Raw genomic sequence first — 17,108 nt, 5'->3', positions numbered from 1 at the left:
CAAAAAGGGCGGCCCGCCGGAAGGCGACACACGCGAGAGGGCGGCACGCGAAAGGGGCCGGGCCGCGCGAACGCGGTCCGGCCCCTCTCAGGCCGTGCGGGTGCTGCCGGGTGGTCAGCCGTTGATCAGGCTGCGCAGCACGTACTGCAGGATGCCGCCGTTGCGGTAGTAGTCCGCCTCACCGGGGGTGTCGATGCGGACGACCGCGTCGAACTCCTTGTCACCGGCGACGACCCGGACGGTCTTCGGGGTGCGGCCCTCGTTGAGCTCGGTCACACCGGTGAAGGAGAAGGTCTCCTCGCCGGTCAGGCCCAGCGAGTCGGCGTTCTCGCCCTCCGGGAACTGCAGCGGGAGGACGCCCATGCCGATCAGGTTCGAGCGGTGGATGCGCTCGTAGGACTCGGCGATGACGGCCTTGACGCCGAGCAGCGCGGTGCCCTTGGCGGCCCAGTCGCGGGACGAGCCGGAGCCGTACTCCTTGCCGGCCAGGACGACCAGCGGGGTGCCGGCGGCCTGGTAGTTCTGCGAGGCGTCGTAGATGAACGACACCGGCGCGTCGGCCTGGGTGAAGTCGCGGGTGTAGCCGCCCTCGGTGCCCGGCGCGATCTGGTTGCGCAGGCGGATGTTGGCGAAGGTGCCGCGGATCATGACCTCGTGGTTGCCCCGGCGCGAGCCGTAGGAGTTGAAGTCACGCTTCTCGACACCGTTGGCGGTCAGGTACTGCGCCGCCGGGGTGCCCGGCTTGATGTTGCCGGCCGGGGAGATGTGGTCGGTGGTGACCGAGTCGCCCAGCTTGGCCAGGACGCGGGCGCCGGCGATGTCGTTCACCGGGCTCGGGGTCTTGGCCATGCCCTCGAAGTACGGGGGCTTGCGGACGTAGGTGGACTCGGCGTCCCACTCGAAGGTGTTGCCGGTCGGGACCGGGAGCGACTGCCAGCGGTGGTCGCCGGCGAAGACGTCCTGGTAGCCCTTGTCGAACATGGCCTCGTCGATGGAGCCGGCGACGGTGTCGGCGACCTCCTGCTCGGACGGCCAGATGTCGGCGAGGAAGACGTCGTTGCCGTCGGCGTCCTGGCCCAGGGCGTCACGGGTGATGTCGATGTTCATGTTGCCGGCGAGGGCGTAGGCGACCACCAGCGGCGGGGAGGCCAGGTAGTTCATCTTGACGTCCGGGTTGATCCGGCCCTCGAAGTTGCGGTTGCCGGAGAGCACCGAGACGACCGCGAGGTCGGCCTCGTTGACGGCGGCCGAGACCTCCTCGGGCAGCGGGCCCGAGTTGCCGATGCAGGTGACGCAGCCGTAGCCCACCAGGTTGAAGCCCAGCTTCTCCATGTACGGGAGCAGGCCGGCCTTCTCGTAGTAGTCCATGACGACCTTGGAGCCGGGCGCCAGGGTGGTCTTGACCCAGGGCTTGACCGTCAGGCCCTTCTCCACGGCCTTCTTCGCCAGCAGGGCGGCGCCCAGCATGACGGAGGGGTTGGAGGTGTTGGTGCAGGAGGTGATCGAGGCGATCACGACCGCGCCGTTGTCGATCTCGTAGGTCGAGCCGTCGGGGGCGGTGACGGCGGTCGGCTTCGAGGCCTCGGCGGAGTAGGTCGGCAGCGCCTCGGCGAACTTCGCGGCGGCCTCGGCCAGGATCACGCGGTCCTGGGGGCGCTTCGGGCCGGAGATCGACGGGACGACGGTGGAGACGTCCAGCTCGAGGTACTCGGAGTAGACCGGCTCGACCGACGGGTCGTGCCAGAGGCCCTGCTCCTTGGCGTACGCCTCGACCAGGGCGAGCTGCTGCGCGTCGCGGCCGGTGAGCTTCAGGTAGTTGATGGTCTCGGCGTCGATCGGGAAGATCGCGCAGGTCGAGCCGAACTCCGGCGACATGTTGCCGATGGTGGCGCGGTTGGCCAGCGGGATCGAGCCGATGCCGTCGCCGTAGAACTCGACGAACTTGCCGACCACACCGTGCTTGCGCAGCATCTCGGTGATGGTGAGCACCAGGTCGGTGGCGGTGGTGCCGGCCGGCAGCTCGCCGGTCAGCTTGAAGCCGACGACGCGCGGGATCAGCATGGAGACCGGCTGGCCGAGCATCGCGGCCTCGGCCTCGATGCCGCCGACGCCCCAGCCCAGCACGCCCAGGCCGTTGACCATGGTGGTGTGCGAGTCGGTGCCGACGCAGGTGTCCGGGTAGGCCTGGCCGCCGCGGACCATGACGGTGCGGGCCAGGTGCTCGATGTTCACCTGGTGGACGATGCCGGTGCCCGGCGGGACGACCTTGAACTCGTCGAAGGCGGTCTGGCCCCAGCGCAGGAACTGGTAGCGCTCCTTGTTGCGGCCGTACTCGATCTCGACGTTCTGGACGAAGGCGTCCGGGGTGCCGAACTTGTCCGCGATGACGGAGTGGTCGATGACCAGCTCGGCCGGGGCCAGCGGGTTGATCTTGGCCGGGTCGCCGCCCAGCTCCTTGACGGCCTCACGCATGGTGGCGAGGTCGACCACGCACGGCACGCCGGTGAAGTCCTGCATGATCACGCGGGCCGGCGTGAACTGGATCTCCTGGCTCGGCTGGGCGTCGGCGTCCCAGCCGCCGAGGGCCCGGATGTGGTCGGCGGTGATGTTGGCGCCGTCCTCGGTGCGGAGCAGGTTCTCCAGCAGCACCTTGAGGCTGTAGGGCAGCCGCTCGGACCCCTCGACGGCGGAGAGCTTGAAGATCTCGTACGACTCGTCGCCCACCTGCAGCGAGCTGCGGGCGTCGAAGCTGTTCGCGGACACGACTGACTCCTTCTAGGTGCTTCGTGCGGTATCCGGCCGCCACGGTGGTAAGGTCAGCCTTACTTAGGCTTACCTTGCCCGCACCGCCGGTGAGCGCCTCTCGGCAAGTATCTTGATGTCGAGATATATCTTAAGGCGGAGTTATCTCGATGTCGAGATAAACCATAGTGCATGGCGCCGCGTCCGCCACGTCGGCACCACGTCCAGCCTGCCCCCTCCTCCCGGGCGCGCGCCACGCGCCCCCGGGTACCACGGATCCGGCGGCCTGCGGACCGGTGCCGCGGCTGCCGCCGGGAGCACCGGTGACCGCCGCCGTGACCCGCCGCGGGCCCGTACCGCGCCCGCCCCGAACGCCCCGGTAGCGTGGCCGGAGACCGACAAGCCGAACGGGCCGGGGGCCGACCGATGATCGTGGTGGACGCGTCCGCGCTGGTGCTCGCACTGGCCGACGAGGGCGAGCGGGGCACCGCCGCCCGCGCCGAACTGGCCGCGGACGGGGAGTGGGTCGCGCCCGAGCACATCGTCATCGAGGTGATGCAGTCCCTGCGCGGCCTCTACCTGGCCCGCGAACTCGACGCCGCACGGGTCGGCGAGCTCGCCGCCGAACTGCCCGGGCTGGCGATCCGCAAGGTCCCGGTCGAGCCGCTGCTCGGGCGGATCTGGGAACTCAAGGACAACCTCACCCCGGACGACGCCGCGTACGTGGCGGTGGCGGAGCTGGTCGGCGCGCCACTGGTGACGGCCGACCTGCGACTGATGCGGGCCAGCGGGCCCCGGTGCGAGATCCGGGGCATCGGCCGGTCCGGCGGCTGACGCGGGCTGCTCGCGCGGGACGGGTGGGTCAGGCGGGTCGGCCGGAGGCAGGTGGGGCGGGCGGGCGTGTCCGGGGTGCCCGCGGACCGTTGAACGGGGTGTCAGGTCCGCCGCGCCCCGACCAGGGTGCGCGCGCCCCCACCCGAAGAGGTCCGCCGATGCCCGCTCCGCTCGCCGCCGCCCTGCTCCCGCTCGCCCTGCTGGCCCCCGCCGCCTCGCCGGTCTCGGTCACCGAGGCCGACTTCGACCCGGCCACCGCCTTCCTGCCGCCGACCGCGATCAGCCACGCGCCGGACCTGGTGCCGTTCGGCTCGCACGTACGGGTGATCGTCGACCGCTCGGTGCCCGGCCGCACGATCCTGACCATGAGCGTGTCCGGGGTCGCCGCCGACCACGAGTTCCCGGTGCACCTGCACACCGGGCTCTGCGGGGCCGATCCGGCCGCGTCCGGCCCGCACTACCAGGACGCGGTGGACCCGGTCAGCCCGTCCACCGACCCCGCCTACGCCAACGACCGCAACGAACTGCGGCTCGCCCTGCACACCGACGAGCGGGGCGAGGGCACCGCCGCCACCTCGGTGGCCTGGCGGCCCCGGCCGGGCGAGGCCCGCTCCCTGGTCCTGCACGCGGGCACCCCGACCGGCGCGCACGCCGCCGCCGAGCGGGCCGCCTGCGTCAACCTGGAGGGGCTGGACGGCGAGGGACTGTAGCGGGACGGGCCCTCGGCCGTCCGGGGGCAGCCTCAGCTGCCGAGGGTCGCGACGAGGACGGCCTTGATGGTGTGCAGCCGGTTCTCGGCCTGGTCGAAGACCACGGAGTGCGCCGACTCGAACAGTTCGTCGGTGCACTCCAGTTCGGCCATGCCGGTCTCCTCGAACAGCTGCCGGCCGAGCACCGTGCCCAGGTCGTGGAAGGCCGGCAGGCAGTGCAGGAACTTCACCTGCGGATTGCCGGTCGCCCGCACCGTGTCCATCGACACCTGGTACGGCCCGAGCAGCGCGATCCGCTCGGCCCAGACCTCCTTGGGCTCACCCATCGACACCCACACGTCGGTGTAGAGGAAGTCGGCGCCCGCGACACCCTCGGCGACGTCCTCGGTGAGGGTGATCCGGGCCCCGGTGTCCCCGGCCAGCGACTCCGCGGCCTTGCGCACCTCCTCGTCCGGCCACAGCGCGCGCGGCGCGACGATGCGGATGTCCATGCCGAGCAGCGCGCCGGTCACCAGCAGCGAGTTGCCCATGTTGGAACGGGCGTCGCCGAGGTAGGCGAGCGTCACCTCGGTGAGCGGCTTGGCGGTGTGCTCGGTGACCGTGAGCACGTCGGCCAGCATCTGGGTGGGGTGCCACTCGTCGGTGAGGCCGTTCCAGACCGGCACCCCCGCGTGCGCGGCCAGCTCCTCGACGATCGCCTGCCCGTGCCCCCGGTACTCGATGCCGTCGAACATCCGGCCGAGCACCCGGGCGGTGTCCTTGATCGACTCCTTGTGCCCGATCTGCGAACCGGCCGGGTCCAGGTAGGTGGTGGTGGCGCCCTGGTCGTGCGCGGCCACCTCGAAGGCGCAGCGGGTCCGGGTGGAGGTCTTCTCGAAGATCAGCGCGATGTTCTTGCCGCGCAGCCGGGGCTGCTCGGTCCCCGCGTACTTCGCCGCCTTGAGGGTGGCGGCGAGGTCCACCAGGAAGCGGAACTCCTGGGGGGTGAAGTCGAGCTCCTTGAGGAAGTGTCTGTTCCGGAGGTTGTACGCCATGCCGGGCTCCTGTGATGACGGTGACGGTGACGGGCGGGCGAGTGGAAAGCGGCAAGTCTATACGATGCTCAGAATTTGTATGCACTGATACCCCTGCCGGCCGGCCACCCGACGCCTGCCTGCCCGCTGCCCGCCCGCTTCCCGCTCACGGTCGCGGGTCCGCCGGGTCGGACTCCAGGGCGAGGACCGCGAACACCGCCTGGTGCACCCGCCACAGCGGCTCCCCGGCGGCCAGCCGGTCCAGGGCCTCCAGCCCCAGGGCGTACTCGCGCAGCGCCAGCGAGCGCCGCAGACCGAGCACGCCGCCGGACGGCCGGGCCGGGTGCTCCGGGCGGTCCTGGCGGTCCTGGCCGTGGAGCAGCCTCAGCCACTCGCGACCCCTGACCTGCACCGCCGGCTGCACCAGCCCGCCCGGGCGGCCCTCCCCCGGCGCCGCCCGCGTCGGCGACACCGGCGGACGGACCACGATGCCCGCGCCGCCAGCCGCCGTCAGCTCCTCCCACCAGGCGACGGCGGCGGCCGTGGACGCCTCGTCCGCGGTGTCCACCCAGCGGCGGGCCGTGCGGTGGAGGACGGAAGCCGGGGCGGTGCCGTCGGCGGGGGTGGTGCCGTCGGCGGGCGCCGTGCCGTCGGTCGGGGTCGTCCGGTCGGTCGGGGTCGTCCGGTCGGCCGGGGTCGGCCGGTCGGCGTCGACCAGGCGGTCGATCCGGGCCACGTGCTCGTGCTCGGGGCCGGTCGCGAGATTCACCCCCTCGGCGGCCAGCAACCGGAACGGAGCGAGCAGCGCACGCCCCGGCGCCGCGGCCCGCCGGTGCGCAGCGGCGAAGTCCCGCAGGTCCGCCGCCCGGCCGCGCTGCCGTTCCAGCAGCCCGGCGACATCCAACCCCCGGGCCTCGGCCCGTTCCAACGCGGCCAGCACCGGCGGCAGCAGCGCCCCCGCCGAGGCCAGCACCGCCGCGTTCCGGTCCTGCCAGGACGCCGACGGGGACACCGCGAGGCCCTGGCCGACGGCGGCGGCAGCTGCGGGTTGCCCCGTCAGGGCGGCGTCCAGCAGCAGCCAGCCGCTCCCCAGCTCCTCGAACAGCCCCGACCGTTCCGCCGCCGCCCGCAGCCGGGCCAGCAGCTCCGCCTCCTGCGCCGGCCCGAACAGCGCCCCGCCGGTCCGCGACCAGACCGCCCCCGGACCCGCCGGACCGAACCGCCGCGCCAGCGCCGCGTCGTCCCGCGCCACCAGCACCACCGCGCGCGGCCCCGGCAACAGTTCCGCGCACAGCACCCGCCCGACCCCGTCCGCCCGGTACCCGGCGAACGCCTCGTCCGGATGCTCCGCGAAACCCGGCCGGCGCCCGGCCGCCACCGGCGGCACCGACGGCGGCAGGTACACCAGCAGCCGGGGATCGACCGCGGCCCGCCCCACCGTCTCCAGCGCCGCGGCGGCGTTCTCCGGCCGCACCGCCACCGTCCCGTGCAGCGCCGTCTCCACCGTGCGCGGGCCCGCCACGTCCGCCACGTCCAGCGGACGCCCCTCCCGGCCGCCCGGCGCGCCGCTCAGCAGCGGCCGGACCGGCTCGTACCACCGGCGCTCCGCCTCCACCCGCACCAGCTCGCGCTCCGGGTACCGCAACGCCGTCAGCGCGCCGCCGAAGACGCAACCGGTGTCCAGGCACACCGTGTTGTGCAGGAAACTCGCCACCGGCAGCGGCGTGTGCCCGTAGACCACCAGCGGCCGCCCCCGGTACTCCTCGGCCCAGGCCTGACGCACCGGCAGACCGTAGTCGTCCGTCTCCCCCGTGGTGCCGCCGTACAGCGCGTGCGAACGCACCCGCCCCGAGGAACGGCCGTGGTACCGCTCCGGCAACCCCGCGTGGCAGACCACCAGGGCGCCGCCGTCCAGCAGGTAGTGGTCGGCCAGGCCCCGCACGAACTCCCGCACCTCGGCCCGGAAATCCGCCGGCTCCGCCCCCAGCTGCTCCATCGACTCCCGCAGCCCGTAGGAGAGGGTCACCCGGTCGCCGTCCAGGGCGCGGGCCACCTTCAGCTCGTGGTTGCCCGACACGCAGAGCGCGTGACCCGCCGCCACCATGCCCATCACCAGGCGCAGCACGCCCGGGGTGTCCGGACCCCGGTCGACCAGGTCGCCGACGAACACCGCCGTCCGCCCCGCCGGCGGCACCGCGTCCACCGGGCGGCCCGCCGCGTCCCGCACCAGCCGGTAGCCGAGCCGGTCCAGCAGCGTCTCCAGTTCGGACCGGCACCCGTGCACATCGCCGACCAGGTCGAACGGGCCGGTCAGATGGCGCAGATCGGCGCGCCGGCGCTCCAGCACCACCTCGGCGGCCGTCACCTCGGCCGCCCCGCGCAGCACATGCACCCGGCGGAAGCCCTCCTTGGCCAGGCCGGGGAGGGAGGCGCGCAGGTCCCGGTGCTGGCGCGGGATCACGAACGCCGGGAGCTCACGGTCCGGACGGGTGCGGTTGCGCTCGGCGCACACGCCCGGCGGGACGTCGAGCACGATCGCCTCCGCCCGCGCGTCGTGCTCCCGGGCGACGGCGAGCAGCTGCTTGCGGGCGTCCGCCTGCACATTGGTGGCGTCCACGACGGTCAGCCGGCCGGCCGCCAGGCGCTTGCCGACCAGGAAGTGCAGCAGCTCGAAGGCGTCCGCGGTGACGGACTGGTCGTTCTCGTCGTCGCCCACCAGGGCGCGGCAGGTGTCGGAGGAGACCACCTCGGTGGGGCGGAAGTGGCGGCGGGCGAAGGTCGACTTGCCTGCGGCGCTGGTACCGACGAGGAGGACGAGGGAGCCCTCGGTCAGGGGGAGGACGGGGTGCGGGGCGGGGGCGGGTTCTCCGGCGGGTACGGGTGCGGGCGTGGGGGTACTGGGTGCGTCGTCGGGCCGGGTCATCGGGGCCCACCTCCTTCGGGGGCCGGGGTACCGCGTTCGAACAGGGCGAGCAGGGGCGGTCGGGATGTCGGCGGGAGGGTGACGGCGTAGCCGTACCCGGCGGCCGTCCGCCGCGCCCAGGCGGCGAAGGCCGTCCCGTCGGCCCCGGGCGGCGCGGTCGCCACCACGGCGGGCGGCCGGGCGGCGCCGAACGCCGCGTGCTCCAGATAGGCCGGGTGCGCGGCGGGCGTCACCCGGTCGGTCGTCCCGGGTGCGGGCTCGGGGGCGGGGGCGGACCCGGTCAGGGCTTCGGCCGGGCCTTCGGCCGGGACTTCGAACACCATCGCGTCGAACCCCGTCCGACGGGCGTCCGCGTAGACCGGCGCGCCCTGCACCAGGCGGACCCGGGGGCGGCCCGCTCCACCCTGCAGCTCCCACTCCGGCGACGGGTCCGCCGTGCGCTCCAGCCCCAGCCGACGGGCGGCCGCGGCCAGAGCCGCCGGTGAGACGTCCACGCCCAGCAGTTCGGTGAAACCGCCGCCCCCGAGCAGCCCGGCGAGCAGTTCGCCGTGCCCGCACCCGAGGTGCACCACCCGGCTCGCCCCGACCGCGCCCAGCGCGGCCCGCACCGCCGCCCCGTCGTCCCCGTCGTACCGGCCGTCGCCGCCCCAGGACACGGCGTGGCCGTGCCGGGCCAGGCGGCGGGCGATCAGGGCCCGCTCGGGGTGGACGGCGAGCAGCCCGTCGAGGTCCGCCCGCTCCGGCGGCACCCAGTGGTGCGCGGCGCCGTCCAGCACCGGCAGCAGCGCCGCCACCTGCCGCAGCGCCTCGGCCGGCCGGACCGCCGGCGCGGCCAGCCGGAGCCGCAGGTACGGCGAACCACCGGCGGCGGGTGCGGCGTCCGACGGCAGCTCCGCCGCCTCGACCCGCCAGCCCAACGGCTCGAACAGCCGCCGCGCCAGCGCGACCCCGTCGCCACCGCCCGGGGCGGCGGGCTCCGGCTCACGGTCCGCGCGGACGACCGGCAGCTCGATCTCCAGCGGCAGCGTCTCGTCCGCCGAGGACTCGGACGGCCGGGGCGACTCGGGCGACTGCCCGAACGGCTGCGGGAACACCGTCCGCAGCACCGCCGCGAACACCGAGGAGGCCGCGTAGGGGCTGTCGCCGACGTGCGCGTCGGGCACGGCGGGCGGCCGGGCCTTGCCCCGGCGACCGCGGACCGGCGCCTCCGGGTCGGGTTCCGCCAGCAGGACGGCGGTGCAGCGCTCCGCATCGGCCTCGGGGAAGAAGACGTGCGCCTCACCGAACGCGGTCGCGACCCGGTGCACCGCGTCCGGGCGCCGGTGCAGCAGGCGCGCCAGATCGGTGGCCGGGCGTCCTGCGGGGCCGGGCTGACCGGTGGCTCCGGTGGTGGAGATCGACATGAACACCCGTCCGAGTATCGCCCAGCCGCGCCCGACCGACCGCCGGATTTTCCCCGGTGCGTCGGGTCCCGCCGATCTGTCCGGACGGTGAGCGCGTTCGGCAACGGCCACTCCGATTCGTTAACGTGCACGATGTGACTGCTGAATCCACCTCCCCCGTGAGCGGCGCCGTTGCCGCAGGTCTGGCCACCATCGCCGCGGACGGCACCGTCCTCGACACCTGGTACCCGGCCCCCGCGCTGACCGCCGCGCCCGGCCCGGCCGGGACCGTCCTCCTGACCGCCGAGCAGGCCGAGGCCGAGCTGGGCTCCGGTGCCGCCGAGGCACTGCGCGCCGATGCCCGCCGCGGTGTCGAGGTGGTAGCCGTGCGCACCGCCATCGCCTCGCTGGACGAGAAGCCTCTCGACGCGCACGACGCCTACCTGCGTCTGCACCTGCTCAGCCACCGCCTGGTCCAGCCGCACGGCCTGAGCCTGGACGGTCTGTTCGGGCTGCTCGCCAACGTGGCGTGGACCAGCATCGGCCCGGTCCCGGTGGACAAGGTCGAGCAGGCCAGGCTGGCCGTGCGCGCCCAGGGCGGCCAGCTCGCCGTCTACGGGATCGACAAGTTCCCGCGGATGACCGACTACGTCGCCCCCTCCGGTGTGCGCATCGCCCACGCGGACCGCGTCCGCCTCGGCGCGCACCTGGCCGTCGGCACCACCGTGATGCACGAGGGCTTCGTCAACTTCAACGCGGGCACGCTGGGCACCTCGATGGTCGAGGGCCGGATCAGCGCCGGCGTCGTGGTCGGCGACCACAGCGACATCGGCGGCGGCGCCTCGATCATGGGCACGCTGTCGGGCGGCGGCAAGCAGGTCGTCTCCGTCGGCGAGCGCTGCCTGCTCGGCGCCAACGCGGGCATCGGCATCTCGCTCGGCAACGACTGCGTCGTCGAGGCCGGCCTCTACGTCACCGCCGGCACCCGGGTGACCACCCCGGACGGCACCGTGGCCAAGGCCGTCGAGCTGTCCGGCCAGGACAACCTCCTGTTCCGTCGCAACTCCCAGACCGGCGCCGTCGAGGTCATCGCCCGCTCCGGCTCCTGGGGCGGCCTCAACGCCGACCTCCACGCCCACAACTGACCCCACCCGCCCCTGAGGGTCCGGCTCCCGGTGCCGGGGCTCCGAGCCAACGGCTCGGAGCCCCGGCATCTGCTGTTCCGGCAGCCGCCGCTCCGACCGGCCGTCGCCCTGGTCCTCTCCCCGGCGGCCCGCCACGGTGGGGCGGGCCGCCGGGGAACGAAGGCCCTCGGCAGCCCTCCGCGCACCCGGGCGGCCGTAGCCCAGGCCGGTCGGTGGCGGCAAGCCCGGCGTCACCCGGGCGGCTTACCCGCACCGGCGGTTGGACCGCATCGAGTGGTGGCCGGTGACCGCGCGGCGGGGTGTTCGTTGGTTGCAGCGGCGGGGCCGCGTCCGGCCGACCGCCAACCGCTCCACACCGCACCACCGATCCGAAGAGGTCCCCTCATGTCCGAGCCCTGGTCCGAGGCGTCCGCCACCTCGCCGTACCCCACCGCCGACGGGGCGGCGGCGCCGGCCGCCCCGAAGAGCCTGTTGGAGCAGATGCAGGAGCTGCTCGCCTCGGTGACCGCGGACCTCGCCGACCTTCAGGCCATCGGTGCCCGTACCACCTCCCCCGCCGCGAGCGCTTCCGCCGACGGCGAGGACGGCGGGCTCTCCGCCGCCCTCTGACCCGGCGGGTCGAGCCGGAGCACCAGTAACCGCTCCTCGTGCTCCGCCGCCGGTTCGGGGAGCCGCCGGGCACCGTCCGGCCCGAACGGCTCCCCGGGCCCGCCCTCCACCGCCCCGCACGGCTCCGCCTCGTACTCCTCGGGCCGCTCGCCCGCCATCTGCCGGACGGTGTCGAGCAGTTGGTCGACCAGCTGGGTGCACTCCGCTCCCGCGTCGACCCCGTCGATGCAGGCCCAGTAGAGGCTCTCGGTGTCGGCCCCGCAGGCCAGCACCACCAGCGTCTCGCCCATGTCCCGCAGCAGGCGGCCGAGTTCGTCGAGCATCGGCCCGAACTCCCCGAGCTCGGTGAGCCTTCGGGCCCGGCCGCCGGGCCCGAAGGCGGACGCCGAGGAGGCGCCCTCCTCCGGATGCTCCAGGCAGCAGGCCGCGTGGGTGGCCGCCTCAGCCAGCAGCTGCCCGAGGCCGGAGAGCCCTTCCTCCCCCGATCTGGCGATCCGGGTGGCCACCGCCTCGGTGAGCAGCGCGGCCTGCCGGGCCTCGGCCAGCACGTCGGGGACGTTCCTGGTCTCCGCCAGGGCGTGCCGGGCGGTCTTGATCAGTCGCAGCGCTTCCACGGCCGGACACCCTTTCCGTCGCCCGCGCGGCGCCCTGCCGTGCGGTCACGGTGAGAGGGTGCGACGGGGCGGAGGGGTGGCGCATCCGGACTTCGGAAACCTGTGGACAACCCCGGGGTTGTGGACAACTTCCTTCCCCCGCAGGGGTTATGAGCGGTCCTACGGGTTGACTTCCTCGCTCTCGGCGGGGGTCTCGGGGACCGGGAAGCGCAGTTCGTTCCGCTCGATCTTGGCCGCCAGGGCCGTCAGCGGATCGACCCCGACGGCCGTGCAGAACTGGAGCAGGTAGGCGAGCACATCGGCCACCTCGTCCCGCACCCGGTGGGCGCGGTCCGGCTCGGCCATCACGGCGGCCGCCTGCTCGGGGGTGAGCCACTGGAAGATCTCCAGCAGCTCGCCGGCCTCCACGGTCAGGGCCGAGGCGAGGTTCTTGGGGGTGTGGAAGGGCTCCCAGCGGCGGGCCGCGGCGAAGTCCACGAGCCGTTGCCGCAGCTCCTCCAGGGTCGGCCCGGCGGGTTCCGTGTGGTGTTCGTTCACCCGTCCAGGTCTACCGCATCGCCCGCCGTCCGGTCGGCCCCGGGGCCCGGCGCCCCGACCTCCGACATCTCCGGCCCCGGCCCCGAGGCCGCCGGTGCGCCGTCGCGCACCGTCTGGACCGGCACCCGCGCCGTCTCCGTCCGCAGCACCGTGAGCCCCGAGCCCGGATCGCGCCGGCACTCCACCACCGCCACCCCGGCCGGCAGTTCGCCCGGCCCGCCCAGGGCGTCCCGGGCCGCGGCCGGCTCCTGGAGCGTGGCGAGCACCCGCAGCTGGTTGCGTCCCGACATGTCGCGGGCGAGCCGCAGCAGCGAGGCGGCCTGGTCCGTGGAGAGCCCGGCGCCGAGGTCCTCCGCCAGCACGGTGAGCTGCCGCTGCGCCCACGGCACCTCGACGGCCACGTCGAGGTCCAGCACACCGGCACCGGTGAGCAGCACGGCGGCGAAGGCGAGGTGGCGGAGCATGCCGTCGGAGGCCTGGTCGGCCCCGGTGCGGCCGAGCACGCCCTCGTCGAACACGGCGAGCACCCGCCGGTCGGCGCCGGTGCCGCGGTGGGCGAGGTCGAGGCCGAGCAGCGGGTGCGGGGCGGCGGACTGGACGACGCGCAGCAGCTGTCCGAACCGGCGGCCGCACTCGTTGCCGAGCCGGGCGACGACGGCGGAGATGTTGGCGGCCGAGCTGAGCAGCCTGGCCTGGGGGTGGGGGCGGGCCCAGCCCCGCATCAGGGCGGGCACGGGGCAGACGGGGAAGACCTCGCGGAGCGCGGTGAGCAGTTGTTCCGCGGCCGCGAGGACCTTGCGTTCGCCGGGCGAGGATCCGGCGACGCGCAGCGGGATCTGGGCGGTGACCAGGGTGCCGCTGGGGAAGGGGGCGCGGATGTCGCCCTGCCGGGTGTCGTTGTGCCAGCTGACGTTGACCCGCCGGTGGCGCAGGTCCTGTTCGCCGGTCTCGACGAGGGTCCGGCCGTCGAGGGTGAGCTGTTCCCTGGCGATGCGGACGGGGCCGTCGGTGCGGATGACGACCTCCAGCGTGATCGGCCCGTCCGGGGACCGGACGGTGCAGCCGAGGATGAGGGCGTCGCGGCCGTGCGGCACGCACCCGGCGAGGCCGCCGCGGACGGGGGCGGCGAGCGGCCCGGTGGTGCCGGGGCGGCCGTCGAGGGAGTCGCCGATCTCCTCGCCGAGGGCGAGTCGGGAGAGGACGGCGAGGGCGTCGAGCGCGTTGGACTTGCCGACGCCGGCGGGCCCGTGCAGCACGGTGAGGGGGGCGAGCGGGAGGGTCGCGCGCCGGTAGGACTTGAAGGAGGTGAGCCGGAGCTCCTCGACGACCGGGCGCCGGGCGGTCGCGGCCGCCGGTCCTGGTTCCGGGGTGCGCTGCTGCGGGTGGGCCGACACGGCGGGGCGGGTGGCGTCGCGGTTCACCCGTCGGACGTTAGCCTCCGGTCGCGCGGCAGAAACGTGCCTGCCCGGCAGATTCATCCCATCGGGGTGACTCCGGCGCGAGGCCGGGACGCCGGGCGGAACACCGGGCGGGACGCCCCCGTGCCGGGGCGGCCCGCCGTTTCAGCGCCGGTAGGCGGCGACGGTGACGGACGCCGTCACCTCGACCGGGTCGGGCAGTGCGGCGAGCCGCTCCGCGAGCCGGGCCGGGTCGGTGTGCCAGGCGCTCGGCCCCATGCCGACCACGGTCCGCACGTCCTCGGCGGACAGCCGCATGGTGAACTCGACCTCGCGCCGGCCGGCGGGCGTCAGGTAGGGCCCGAGCTTCTCGTCGATGCGTCGCTGCTTCTCCTCGTCGACCGACAACAGGCCGAGCGCGTCGACGAGTTCGCGCAGGTGCCGGGAGGTGGGCGAGACCAGCAGCAGCGTGCCGCCGGGCCGCAGCACGCGGCGGATCTCGGGTCCGTTGCGCGGGGCGAACACATTGAGGACGAGTCCGGCGGAGGCGTCCAGCAGGGGCAGCGGCCGCCAGGCGTCGCAGACCACGGCACCGATCCGGGGGTGGGCCCTGGCGGCGCGGCGCAGCGCGTACTTGGAGATGTCGAGGGCGGCGCCGGGCCGGCCGGGCAGGGCGTCGAGGACGTGGGCGAGGTAGTGGCCGGTGCCGGCGCCGAGGTCGGCGACCAGCGCCCCGGGACCGTCAACGCCGGGACCGTCACCGCAGTCAGCGGCGCCGGCATCGGCATCGGCGACGGCGACGGCGACGGCGACGGCGACGGCGACGGCCTCGACGGCCGCCTCCGCGAGCGCGTCGGCGATCGGCCGGTAGTGGCCGGCCGCGAGGAAGTCGCCCCGGGCGGCGACCATGTCGGCGGTGTCCCCGGTGCCGATGTGGGCGTCGCCCGCGAGCAGGCTGACGTAGCCCTGCTTGGCGAGGTCGTGGCTGTGCCCGCCGGGGCAGCGCAGGGTGCGCCCGTCGAGGGTGAGCGGCCGCGCGCAGTGCGGGCAGGCCAGGTAGGGCTCGATGTCCTGCAGCAAGGGTCCGTCTTCTCTCGCGGCCCGGTCGTGTGCTCGGGCCGGGAGTGCCAGCCTAACCAGCGACGGTGCCCGGTCCCGCATCCGCCGGCGCGGGCGTCGCGGCGTCGGTGCCGGTGTCGGTGCCGTCCGCCCGCGGGCGCGGGACCCCGGACGCCGCCCCGCCGACGCGCAGGGCGAGCGCGGCGAGCGCCTCGGGCGCCCCGGCCTGCCCCCGGATGCCCGGGAACGCGTTGACGTCGACGACGACCGGTTCGCCCGGCCCGTCCAGCAGGTCGACGCCGTAGACGTCGAGGCCGAACACCTCGCCGGCCCGCAGCGCCACGGCGGCCCGGTCGGCGGACAGCTCGGCGGGCCCGAACCCGTCGTCGCCGTCGGGGAGTTCGGTGTGCTCGGGGCCGGCGAGCTCGGAGCGGCGGCGGGTGCAGAACAGCTGCCCGGCGACGACCCACAGCTTCTGGTCCCAGCCGGTGCTCGGCAGGTAGGGCTGAGCGACGACGGGCTCGTCCGGCCACTGCTCGGCGAGGGCGCGCAGCCGGGCCGTGTCGTCGACGCGGGCGACGAGGTCGTGGCGGCGGCTGTGCCGGCTCTTGACGACGAGCGGCAGGACGAGGTCCCCGGCTTCGACCGCCGCGAGCAGTTCGGCGGGGTCGGCGGCGGCGCGGGTGGGTGCGAAGGGCAGTCCGGCCCGCCGGGCGAGTTCGGCCATGGCGAGCCGGTCCTGGCAGAGTTCGGTGGCGGCGACCGGGTTGACGACGGGCACGCCGCGCTCCTCCAGCCCCCGGGCGAGGGCGAGCGCCGCCGGGGTGTGCGCCTTGAGCAGGTAGACGTCCGCGGGCGGGTCGGACGGCCCGGCCTGCCCGTCCGGACCGGCCGTCGGGTCGAGGGCCTCGACGTGGTGACCGCGCGCGGTCAGCAGCGCGGTGGTCGCGGCGAGCACCGGATGGTCCGGGGCGGAGGTGATCAGACCGATCCTCATATCGCGCCGCCGACCGGCGCGGCCCCGATGCCGCCAAGGCCGACACCACCGACGCCGACACCGCCGATGCCACCGACCGCGACGCCACCGCCCCCGAGTCCGCTCGCGACACCGGCCCCCACCGCCGCGCCGCCGCCCTGCGCGGGCATCCGGACCGCGCCGGACCCCAGGCCGACCGCCTCCAGCCCCGAGGCGTCGAGCGCCACCGCGGGGGCCGTGACCGCCGTGCCGGTGCGGGCCAGCCGCAGCACCGCCCGCGCCACCCGCGCGACCGCGTCCGGCACCTGCCGGAAGCTCGGGAAGTCGTTGATGTCGACGACCACCGGACCGTCCGGCCCGAGCAGCACGTCGACGCCGTAGAGGTCGAGCCCGAACACCTCGCCGACCTGCGCGGCGATCCGCGCGACCTCGGCGGGCAGCGGCACCTGCCGCTCCCGCACCCCCTGGTCGGGGTTGAGCGGCGAGCACCGCTCGGTCGCGTACAGCTCGCCGTCGACGCAGTACACCTTGAGGTCGGTGCCGGAGTTGGGCACGTAGGGCTGGGCGATCAGCAGTCCCTCGCCGGCCAGCAGCGGGCCGACCTCGGCGAGGTGCCCGGGGTCGCGGACGAGCCGCACGGCCCGCCCGGAGCTGCCGTCCGCGGGCTTGACGACCAGCGGGTACTCGGCCGCGGGGATCTCGGCGAGCCGTTCCCAGCGGGCGGCCGCGTAGGTGACGGGGACGGGCAGCCCCCGGGTGCGGGCGATCACGGAGGCGAGGGCCTTGTCGCGGACGCCGCGGATGGACCGGACGTCGTTGACGGTGGTGAGGCCGACGGCGGCGGCCGCCTCCAGCAGGGTGAGGCCCGGTCCGCCGGAGACGGTCTTGAGCACCCAGGCGTCGTGGCTGCCGGCCCGGACCGCCTCGGAGATCGCCATCAGCGAGTCGCCGGGGCGCAGCACGTCCACCCGGTGCCCCCACGCCGTGAGTTGGCGTACGACGTCGAGCGGCATGCCGTCGTGCCGGTAGTGCTCCTCCACCAGAAAGCAGAGCCTCATGAGCCAGTCATCCCCCTCGCTTCGCCCAGCGCGGACGTCCGCCGTTCACGTCCGGCAGAGCTGTAAAGGCCCCAGGATGCCACGAGGCCCTCACGCAAGATCGCCCGGC

The 17,108-nt window shown here is 74.9% G+C and carries 14 protein-coding genes; 4 read left to right on the top strand and 10 right to left on the bottom strand.

Annotated elements, in window-relative coordinates; translation table 11 throughout:
* Nucleotides 1-114: 114 nt before the first annotated feature.
* Nucleotides 115-2,763 carry an aconitate hydratase AcnA gene (gene acnA / locus IF01_RS0133520; protein WP_030397378.1) on the bottom strand — a complete coding sequence of 883 codons (2,649 nt, stop codon included), beginning with the start codon at nt 2,761-2,763 and terminating at the stop codon, nt 115-117.
* Between the two features lie 405 nt (nt 2,764-3,168).
* Between acnA and IF01_RS0133515 the strand changes: the two genes are divergently transcribed.
* Together IF01_RS0133515 and IF01_RS42735 are read left to right on the top strand one after the other, a co-directional pair.
* Nucleotides 3,169-3,576, top strand: a complete 408-nt coding sequence (locus tag IF01_RS0133515) for a type II toxin-antitoxin system VapC family toxin (RefSeq protein WP_030397377.1) — start codon at nt 3,169-3,171, stop codon at nt 3,574-3,576.
* A 158-nt stretch (nt 3,577-3,734) separates the two neighbouring features.
* On the top strand, nt 3,735-4,286 hold the full coding sequence (locus tag IF01_RS42735) for a hypothetical protein (protein WP_051756724.1): 552 nt from the start codon (nt 3,735-3,737) through the stop codon (nt 4,284-4,286).
* Between the two features lie 32 nt (nt 4,287-4,318).
* On the opposite strand, the gene argF is transcribed toward IF01_RS42735, so the two are convergent.
* The 3 genes from argF to IF01_RS0133495 all read right to left on the bottom strand — a co-directional run bounded on the left by argF (nt 4,319) and on the right by IF01_RS0133495 (nt 9,625).
* Nucleotides 4,319-5,320: an ornithine carbamoyltransferase gene (argF, locus tag IF01_RS0133505; RefSeq protein ID WP_030397375.1), complete on the bottom strand. Its 1,002-nt coding sequence runs from the start codon at nt 5,318-5,320 to the stop codon at nt 4,319-4,321.
* A 145-nt stretch (nt 5,321-5,465) separates the two neighbouring features.
* Nucleotides 5,466-8,222 carry a polynucleotide kinase-phosphatase gene (locus IF01_RS0133500; protein ID WP_030397374.1) on the bottom strand — a complete coding sequence of 919 codons (2,757 nt, stop codon included), beginning with the start codon at nt 8,220-8,222 and terminating at the stop codon, nt 5,466-5,468.
* On the bottom strand, nt 8,219-9,625 hold the full coding sequence (locus IF01_RS0133495) for a hypothetical protein (RefSeq protein WP_051756722.1): 1,407 nt from the start codon (nt 9,623-9,625) through the stop codon (nt 8,219-8,221). The genes IF01_RS0133500 and IF01_RS0133495 overlap by 4 nt, the downstream gene beginning before the upstream one ends.
* A gap of 134 nt (nt 9,626-9,759) precedes the next feature.
* Here IF01_RS0133495 and dapD point away from each other — a divergent pair, with 134 nt between their 5' ends.
* Together dapD and IF01_RS47850 are read left to right on the top strand one after the other, a co-directional pair.
* Nucleotides 9,760-10,749: a 2,3,4,5-tetrahydropyridine-2,6-dicarboxylate N-succinyltransferase gene (gene dapD / locus IF01_RS0133490; RefSeq protein ID WP_030397372.1), complete on the top strand. Its 990-nt coding sequence runs from the start codon at nt 9,760-9,762 to the stop codon at nt 10,747-10,749.
* A 384-nt stretch (nt 10,750-11,133) separates the two neighbouring features.
* Nucleotides 11,134-11,358 (top strand): hypothetical protein, encoded by a 225-nt coding sequence (locus tag IF01_RS47850; RefSeq protein WP_106981255.1) that lies wholly within the window; start codon nt 11,134-11,136, stop codon nt 11,356-11,358.
* Here the strand turns inward: IF01_RS47850 and IF01_RS44550 are convergent.
* The 6 genes from IF01_RS44550 to IF01_RS0133460 form a co-directional block, all read right to left on the bottom strand.
* Nucleotides 11,274-11,972: a DUF6099 family protein gene (locus IF01_RS44550; RefSeq protein ID WP_051756720.1), complete on the bottom strand. Its 699-nt coding sequence runs from the start codon at nt 11,970-11,972 to the stop codon at nt 11,274-11,276. The genes IF01_RS47850 and IF01_RS44550 overlap by 85 nt on opposite strands.
* Before the next feature lie 159 nt (nt 11,973-12,131).
* Nucleotides 12,132-12,509 (bottom strand): nucleotide pyrophosphohydrolase, encoded by a 378-nt coding sequence (locus IF01_RS0133480; RefSeq protein WP_030397370.1) that lies wholly within the window; start codon nt 12,507-12,509, stop codon nt 12,132-12,134.
* On the bottom strand, nt 12,506-13,930 hold the full coding sequence (locus tag IF01_RS0133475; RefSeq protein ID WP_051756719.1) for an AAA family ATPase: 1,425 nt from the start codon (nt 13,928-13,930) through the stop codon (nt 12,506-12,508). Before IF01_RS0133475 ends, IF01_RS0133480 begins: the two co-directional genes overlap by 4 nt.
* A 141-nt stretch (nt 13,931-14,071) precedes the next feature.
* Nucleotides 14,072-14,986 (bottom strand): putative RNA methyltransferase, encoded by a 915-nt coding sequence (locus IF01_RS0133470; protein WP_030397368.1) that lies wholly within the window; start codon nt 14,984-14,986, stop codon nt 14,072-14,074.
* 52 nt (nt 14,987-15,038) lie between these two features.
* Nucleotides 15,039-15,962, bottom strand: a complete 924-nt coding sequence (locus IF01_RS0133465; RefSeq protein ID WP_030397367.1) for an ATP-grasp domain-containing protein — start codon at nt 15,960-15,962, stop codon at nt 15,039-15,041.
* On the bottom strand, nt 15,959-16,999 hold the full coding sequence (locus tag IF01_RS0133460) for an ATP-grasp domain-containing protein (protein ID WP_078880532.1): 1,041 nt from the start codon (nt 16,997-16,999) through the stop codon (nt 15,959-15,961). Before IF01_RS0133460 ends, IF01_RS0133465 begins: the two co-directional genes overlap by 4 nt.
* Between the last annotated feature and the right edge of the window lie 109 nt (nt 17,000-17,108).

Source organism: Kitasatospora purpeofusca (genome assembly GCF_000718025.1).
Lineage (GTDB): Bacteria > Actinomycetota > Actinomycetes > Streptomycetales > Streptomycetaceae > Kitasatospora > Kitasatospora purpeofusca.
This window is presented reverse-complemented; position numbering and strand designations above follow the sequence as displayed.